We start from the raw sequence: 7,343 nt of genomic DNA on the forward strand, positions 1-7,343 counted from the left end.
CCTGCCGCATGACCGAGATCGTCCCGGTGACCGGACCCGAACTGGTCACGTACGCCGATGAACTGGCCGCCCTCCTGGTGGAGACGGTCGACTGCGGAGCATCCGTGGGGTTCCTGGCACCGCTCGACCGGAATGCCGCCGCGTGCTGGTGGCGGGAGCGCGCCGCATCCGTCGACGCGGGACATCACCAGGTGTGGATCGCCCGGGACGGTGAGCGGATCGCGGGGACCATCGGCCTGGCCCGGGCACCGCTGCCCAACGCCCGTCATCGCGCTGAGATCGCCAAGCTGATGGTCCGTCCGTCGACGCGCGGCCGCGGGCTCGGCCGGGCCCTGCTGGACGCCGTCGAGCGCTCGGCGGCCGGGGACGGCGTCACGCTGCTGATCCTGGACACCGAGAGCGGAAGTCCGGCCGAGCGGCTGTACCGCTCGGCCGGATGGACGGAGTGCGGGTCCGTTCCGGACTACGCCGCCGACCCGGCCGGTGTACTGAAGCCGACCACCTTCTACTACAAGGCCCTCGGCCGGGACGGTGCGGAGCCCGGTCAGGCGGTGAGCCCTTCGATGTCCTTGTAGGCGACGCCGTCCTTCATGACGAGCAGGATGTTCCCGGGGTCGCCGAGGGACGTGATGTCGTCGAGCGGGTTGCCTCGCGCGATCACGACGTCGGCGCGCCTGCCGGGCTCCAGGGTGCCGATCTCGTCGGCGAGTCCCAGGAGTTCGGCCGCTTCGGCGGTCCCGGCCCGCAGCGCGCCCATCGGGGTCATCCCGCAGTCGACGAGGTGCCCGAGCTCGCGCAGGTTCGTTCCGTGCTCGGCGATGCCGCAGTCGGTGCCCATCGCGATCCGCACCCCGCGCTCGATCGCGCGCGGGATGTGCCGGCGGGCGACGTCCTGCCAGTGCTTCTTCTTGGCGTACGCCCAGGGCGCGGCCTTCCCCGGGTCCGGGTCGGTGTTGGCGGTGGTGAGCGTCGGTACGAGGAAGGTGCCCCGCTCCAGCATCAGCCCGATGGCCTCGTCGTCGATCTCGTAGCCGTGCTCGACGCTGGCGACGCCGCCGCGCACGGCGTTGAGGATCCCGCCCCGGCCCTGGGCGTGGGCGGCTACCTTCTTGCCCCGGTGACCGGCGGCGATCTCCGTGATCGTGCGGATCTCGTCCTCCAGGAACCCGTCGTCGTCGGGCTGGTCGGTCGGGCTCCACACCCCGCCGGTCGCCGCGATCTTGACGCAGTCGGCGCCGCGGCGGAGCACGTCGCGGACCGCCCTGCGGCATTCGGCCGGGCCGTCGGCCAGCCGGCCCATGGGGTTGCTGTTGGGGCGGTCGTCGTTGCCGGCCCGGAAGTCGCCGTGCCCTCCGGTGGGGCTGAGCATGGCTACGGCGACCTGGAGCCGGGGGCCGACGAGCAGGCCGGATTCGACGGCCCGCCGGTGTCCGGCGTCCGCGCCGCCGAGGTCCCGCGCCGTGGTGACGCCGGCTTCGAGCGTCTGCTTCATCCTGGGCCCGGCCAGGAAGGTGACCAGGCTGTGCGGCATGGCGGCGATCTCGGCGTGGCTCAACGTCGTTCCGGGGGCGGCCATATGGACGTGGCAGTCGATGAAGCCCGGGAGTATCGCGTCTCCGCGGACGTCGACGCGGCGGGTCGCGGCCGTGGTGACGGGCCTGTCGGCGGTGCGGCCCGCCCACCGGACGCGACCGTCCTCGATGAGAACCGCACCGTCGCGGACCGGCTCGCTCCCGGTGCCGTCGATGAGCAGGCCGTTGTGCAGGAGTACGGATGTGGTGGGGGCGGCGGGCATGGCGCTGTTCCTTCCCTGGAGAGGGTGCAAGAGGGCGGGACGGTGGTTCAGTTGGCGGGCTTCACGGGGCGGGCCACGACCGCGGCGGCGACGGCGACGAGGGCCGACACCCCGGCGCAGCACCACCACACGGTGGTGTAGGCGTCGATCGTCGGGATCTCGGTGCCCTTGAAGGTGAGGGCGGTGAGGATGGCCGCGAACACGGCCCCCGCGACGGAACCGCCCACGGTCTTCGCCGTGTTGTAGATGCCGGTGGCGATGGCGGTGCGCTCGTGCGGGCTGGAGTCGATGATCAGGACGGGCATCGCGCTGAGGGCGAGGCCGACGCCCGAACCGACGACGAGGTTGACGACGACGAACTGCCAGGGGTGGTCGTGGGCGGCGATCAGGAACACATAGCCGATCGCCATGAGGACCCCGCTGAGGGCGAGGGCGCCGCGTCCGCCGATGAGCTTGAAGAGCCGGGAGGCGAACAGCGAGGCGATGAACGCCATGACACCGGACGGCAGCATCAGCCAGGCGATCCCGAGGGCGTCGTAGCCGAAGCCGTATCCGAGCTTGTCGGCGGGCGAGGACACGAAGAGCACCAGGGCGGTCTGGGCCCCGAAGAGTGCGGTGCCGAGCAGGAAGCTCGCCGCGTAGACGGGAAGCAGGGTGCGCTGCACGGTGAGGCGGATGTCGACGATCGGCTCGGCGACGCGGAGTTCGACCAGGACCCAGACGACGAGGCTGACCGCGGCGACGGCGAACAGGGCCAGGGTGGTCTCGTCGGTCCAGCCCCACTTGGGCCCCTGGGAGATGCCCAGCAGCAGCGTGGCGAGTCCGGCGCTGAGGAGTCCGGCCCCGGCCCAGTCGACCCGGCCCTGGGCCCTGGTCCTCGACTCGGGCACCAGGAAGAACACGACTCCGGCGCACAGGAAGGTGGCGGCGGCCGGGATCCAGAGGACGCCGTGCACGGAGGAGATGGCCTCACGGAGCAGTCCGGCGACGACCATGCCGGCGCTGGCGCCGAAGGTCAGCGCGCCGACGAGCATGGCGATGGCGCTCCGGGCGCCCGCTGCGTCCAGCCGGTCGCGGACCAGTCCGATCTCCAGGGGCAGGAGCGCGGCAAGCGGTCCCTGGAGCACCCGGCCGACCAGCAGCACCTCGAAGGAGGGCGCCCAGGCGACCAGTACGGAGCCGACGGCGAGGCAGAGGACGGCGATGCGCAGCAGCCGCCGGTGACCGTACATGTCGCCGAGCCGTCCGAAGAGCGGAACGGAGACGGCGGCGGCAAGGAGCTGGGCCGCGTTGACCCAGTTGAGGTCGCCCGCGCCGACGTTGAGCACGGTGCCGAGCTCGGGCAGCAGGGTCGGCATCATCCCCTGGATGATGCCGCTGGTCAGCTCGACGAAGACCAGGAATCCGACGACCGCGGCGACACGGGTGGCGCCGAGGCCTGGCGCGCCGGCGCCCGGGGTGGGCTGGATACGCGACATGGGTTCTCCACTTGGGCACGGCCGCGCGCACAGGCGCGGCGGGTGAGGGCGGGTCAGGGGAAGACCGGGGGGCAGCGTCGGTGGGTCGTTGCCCGCCGGGGTCGGGGAAGAGCAGGAGCGGCGTCGGTGGGGCGCCGCCCGGCCGGGGGCGGAGGAAGACCGGGGGCGGCGTCGGTGGGACCCGCCCGGCCCGGGGTCAGGCGGCGGGCCGGCGGCCGGCGTCGAGGAGCGAGCGGGCCACGGCCCGTACGACGGCCAGATCGGCCGGTCCCGGGGTGATGCCGATCGCGGCCAGCGCCGCTCCGGCTCCGGCCGGGCCGTCGGGAGGGGTGGGCGTGGACGGCGCCGGGGACGAGCGGTCCGGCCCTGCACCGTCCGGGTCACGGAGCGGGGTGGGCCGTTGCCCGGGGTCGGGCGCGGCCCGGCGCAGATGCCAGGTGGTGGCGGACTGATAGGCGTCGCCCGCGGCGAGCAGGGTGTGCTCGGAGCGGGGCCGGCCGGCCAGTTGGAGGGAGAGCGGCAGCCCGGCAGGGTCCGCGCCCATGGGCAGCGCGAGGGCCGGGAAGCCGGTGGGGTTCCAGACGGCGGTGAGGTTGAGCTCCTCGCCGGGTGCGGCCTCCTGTGCGTACGGCCGCGCGGGCGCGGGCCAGGTCGGGGTGGCGATCAGGTCGACGCCGCCGGGGCCCTCCATCCGCGCGAGCAGCTGCGCGGTGAGCTGTCCGCGGGTGCGCTGGGCCCGGAGGTAGAGGTGTGCCGGGACGAGTCCGCCGGCCGCGGCCAGCCGGCGAAAGGTCCGGCCGTGCCCGTCCCAGTCGGCGGCAAGCCGCTCGCTGTGCGCGGTGAAGGCTTCGGCGAGCATGGTGACGCCGTTGACGGCCAGCAGCCCGCCGAACTCCGGGAGTTCGAACTCCCTTATCTGTGCGCCGAGTTCACGAAAGGTCCGCAGCGCGTCCTGAAATGCGGTGCGGCACTCCGCGGTGACGCCCGGAGAGTCGAGCAGTCCGTACGGAACACCGATGCGCAGTCCGCGCACCCCGTCCGGCACGGGGGCCTCGGGCGGCAGCCCGGTCAGCGCGTCGAGGAGGAGCCCGCAGTCCCGGGCGGTGACGGCCATCGGGCCGAGGACGTCCTGCGAAGGGCTGAGCGGGATGCAGCCGTCGACGGGCAGCAGCCCGAAGGTGGTCTTGAGGCCGGTGGCCCCGCAGAGCGCGGCGGGCAGCCGGACGCTGCCGGAGGTGTCGCTGCCGAGGGCGCCGAGGAAGAGTCCGGAGGCGATGCCGGCGCCGTTTCCGGTGCTCGATCCGCCGGTCCACCGCTCGGGGTCCCAGGGGTTGCGGGGCACCGGGAAGTCATGGGCGGGGTCGGGGCGGCCCATGGCGTACTCGGCCATGGTGGTCTTGCCGAGCACGACCGCCCCGGCGCCGCGCAGCCGGGCGACGGCCGGTGCGTCGAGCCCGCTCCACCAGTGCGGGTCGTGGACGGGGCTCTGCGCGGTGGCCGGGCCCTCGACGGTGGCGAGGTTGTCCTTCACCGCGAGGGGCAGCCCGTGCAGCGGGCCGCGTTCACCGGCGGGGCGGGAGTCGGCCGCCCTGGCGGCGGCAAGCGCCTGTTCCGGGAAGCGGGACACGTACACACCGAGCAGCGGATCGAGGGCCTCGGCGTCGGCGAGTGCGGCAGTGACGAGTTCCTCGCTGCCGACGGCGCCCGACCGCAGGGCGGCGGCGGCATCGGCGAGGGTGGCGAAAGGCTGCTGCACGCGGCGCCTCCGGAGTCGGATGTGGCTGGATCTGATGAGGTACGGCGATGCTAATCTCCGCTCAACATTCCGCTCGAAATTGCCAATCTCTGTCGTTGACCTTGACCGAATGCAGTTTTTTCCCGAAGCACTCGTCAGTACGGAATCCCGATGACTGAAAATCTGCCCTCACTCAGCGAGCTGGACCTGGCCCTGGTCAACGCTCTGCAGATCAACCCACGGGCCCCCTGGACCGAGCTGGCGAAGGCCCTGGAAGTCGATGCCGCGACCGTGGCCCGGCGCTGGGAGCGCCTGCGGGCAGCCGGCCACGCCTGGGTGACGGCGTATCCGTACGGCGGCTCGGGGGCCGGCGCGCTGGTCGAGATCGACTGCGCGCCGGGGCAGGCCGGAGCGGTCGCCGAGCTCCTGTCGGCGGACCCGCACGCGGTGACCGTGGAGCACGCGGCGGGCGGCCGCGACCTCCTGATCACCGCGATGGCCACGGGTTTCGGCGCACTCTCGAGCTACATCGTGGACCGGCTGGGAACCACACCCGGGATCGCGGCGACCCGGGCCCACCTGATCACCCGCAGTTACACCGAAGGCAGCGTGTGGCGGCTGACGAGCCTGAGCCGCACCCAGCAGGAGACGCTGGCCGCGTCCCGCCGGTCGGCGCTGGGCGAGACACAGCATCTGCCCGAGTACGCCGAACTCGTCACGTCGATAGGCGAGAACGGGCGCATGTCCCTCAGCGAACTCGCCGAGACCCTCGGCGTCTCGGTGAACACCGCGAGCCGCCGGCTGAACCGGCTGCTGGAAACCGGACGTCTCGTACTCCGCTGCGATCTGGCCCGTTCACTGTCCGGCTCACCGGTCGCCGTGACTCTCTTCGGGACTGTGCCGGCCGAGCATCTGGACGCCACTGCCCGGGAGTTGGCGAAGCTTCCGGAGATCAGACAGTGCCTGGGACTGGCCGGTCCGCAGAATCTGATCGCCACCGTCTGGGTCTCGTCCCTGGTGGACGCCCAGGCCCTGGAGGTCCGCCTCGCCGCGACCATCCCGCATCTGCGGATCGCCGACCGCGCGGTCGCGCTGCGCGCGGTGAAGCTGATGGGCCGGCTGCTGGATCCGGACGGCCGGGCGACCGGCTTCGTGCCGATGGACCTCTGGGCGTGACAATGGCCGTGGAAGACACATGACGAGGAGACACCCATGACGCTGCACGACATCCCGCTCCACACCCTCACCGGCGAGCCGACCACGCTGGGCGCCTACCGCGGCCAGGCGGTCCTGCTGGTGAACGTCGCCTCCAAGTGCGGGCTGACCCCGCAGTACGCCGGCCTGGAGCGGCTCCAGAAGGAGTACGGGGACCGGGGCTTCACGGTGCTCGGCGTGCCCTGCAACCAGTTCGGCGGCCAGGAGCCCGGAAGCTCGGAGGAGATCCAGACGTTCTGCTCGACGACGTACGGGGTGAGCTTCCCGCTGCTGGCGAAGACCGACGTCAACGGCGCCGGCCGGCACCCGCTCTACACGGAGCTCACCCGGCTCGCGGACGCGGACGGCGAGGCCGGTGACGTCCAGTGGAACTTCGAGAAGTTCCTGATCTCCCCTGCGGGCGAGCCGGTCGCCCGCATCCGCCCCCGCACGGAGCCGGAGGCCCCGGAGGTCGTCGCGGCCATCGAGGCGCAGCTCGCCGCCTGAGTGCCCCCGGCGCGCCGCCGGGTGGGCCGGTTCACCACCCACCCGGCGGGCGGGGGCCCGCTGTCAGGCGTGGCTCAGCAGGAGGGAGCCCTTCGGGTAGGTGACTTCGCCGTTGACATACGTCACCTGGATGCTCACCGGCGTGCCTTCCTGGATGTCGCCGCTCTTCCACGGGCCGCAGTAGGGCGAGTGGTGGCCCCGGGTGTTCGTGACACGGTCCCAGGTGCCGTTGCGGCCGATGTCGAGCTTCACCTCGACGCTCCAGCCGTCCGCGGCCGTGTCGCAGGCGCGGATCGAGTCTCCCGGGATGCCTCCGGACGGGTCGGCGTTCCACTGCCCGTATCCGCCGGATCCGACGTCGATGGACTTCGGCTCGGCGGACGCCGTGCCCTGGGCTGCGACGACGAGCCCGAGCGCGGCAGCGGCGGCTGTCACGGCCCGGGCGATGGCGATCTTCAGCATGGACGCCCCCTCCGTCGACCGATCATGATCTTCACGGGGAATGTACAGGGACATGCCGGGGACACACCATTCCCGCCGAACCGGCGCGGCCCCCGCTCCCTGTCGGCATCTGCGGGTTGGTGAACTGCGGGTTGTCGCCCTCGTTGTGACCGCGGCGGCGGTAGCAGATGAG

7 protein-coding genes are annotated in these 7,343 nt (G+C 72.6%); 3 read left to right on the forward strand and 4 right to left on the reverse strand.

Annotated features, from left to right (window positions below; all coding sequences use genetic code 11):
• Positions 1 to 8: 8 nt before the first annotated feature.
• Positions 9 to 575: a GNAT family N-acetyltransferase gene (locus tag ABT025_RS28105; RefSeq protein ID WP_351000201.1), complete on the forward strand. Its 567-nt coding sequence runs from the start codon at positions 9 to 11 to the stop codon at positions 573 to 575.
• Here ABT025_RS28105 and ABT025_RS28110 read toward each other — a convergent pair.
• The 3 genes from ABT025_RS28110 to ABT025_RS28120 form a co-directional block, all read right to left on the reverse strand.
• Positions 545 to 1,795: a metal-dependent hydrolase family protein gene (locus ABT025_RS28110; protein WP_351000204.1), complete on the reverse strand. Its 1,251-nt coding sequence runs from the start codon at positions 1,793 to 1,795 to the stop codon at positions 545 to 547. The two genes, ABT025_RS28105 and ABT025_RS28110, sit on opposite strands and share 31 nt — an antisense overlap.
• 47 nt (positions 1,796 to 1,842) lie before the next feature.
• Positions 1,843 to 3,273: an MFS transporter gene (locus ABT025_RS28115; RefSeq protein WP_351000207.1), complete on the reverse strand. Its 1,431-nt coding sequence runs from the start codon at positions 3,271 to 3,273 to the stop codon at positions 1,843 to 1,845.
• Between the two features lie 196 nt (positions 3,274 to 3,469).
• The gene (locus tag ABT025_RS28120; RefSeq protein WP_351000210.1) at positions 3,470 to 5,029 is read right to left on the reverse strand and encodes an amidase; all 1,560 of its coding nucleotides are present in this window, start codon (positions 5,027 to 5,029) and stop codon (positions 3,470 to 3,472) included.
• A 150-nt stretch (positions 5,030 to 5,179) separates the two neighbouring features.
• Between ABT025_RS28120 and ABT025_RS28125 the strand changes: the two genes are divergently transcribed.
• Positions 5,180 to 6,184 carry an AsnC family transcriptional regulator gene (locus ABT025_RS28125; RefSeq protein ID WP_351000212.1) on the forward strand — a complete coding sequence of 335 codons (1,005 nt, stop codon included), beginning with the start codon at positions 5,180 to 5,182 and terminating at the stop codon, positions 6,182 to 6,184.
• Positions 6,185 to 6,220: 36 nt separating this feature from the next.
• On the forward strand, positions 6,221 to 6,709 hold the full coding sequence (locus tag ABT025_RS28130; protein WP_351000215.1) for a glutathione peroxidase: 489 nt from the start codon (positions 6,221 to 6,223) through the stop codon (positions 6,707 to 6,709).
• Between the two features lie 63 nt (positions 6,710 to 6,772).
• On the opposite strand, the gene ABT025_RS28135 is transcribed toward ABT025_RS28130, so the two are convergent.
• Positions 6,773 to 7,171 (reverse strand): hypothetical protein, encoded by a 399-nt coding sequence (locus ABT025_RS28135; RefSeq protein WP_351000218.1) that lies wholly within the window; start codon positions 7,169 to 7,171, stop codon positions 6,773 to 6,775.
• Positions 7,172 to 7,343: the final 172 nt, after the last annotated feature.

Origin of the sequence: Streptomyces sp. NPDC002809 (assembly GCF_040295435.1) — a bacterium.
Taxonomy (GTDB): Bacteria; Actinomycetota; Actinomycetes; order Streptomycetales; family Streptomycetaceae; genus Streptomyces.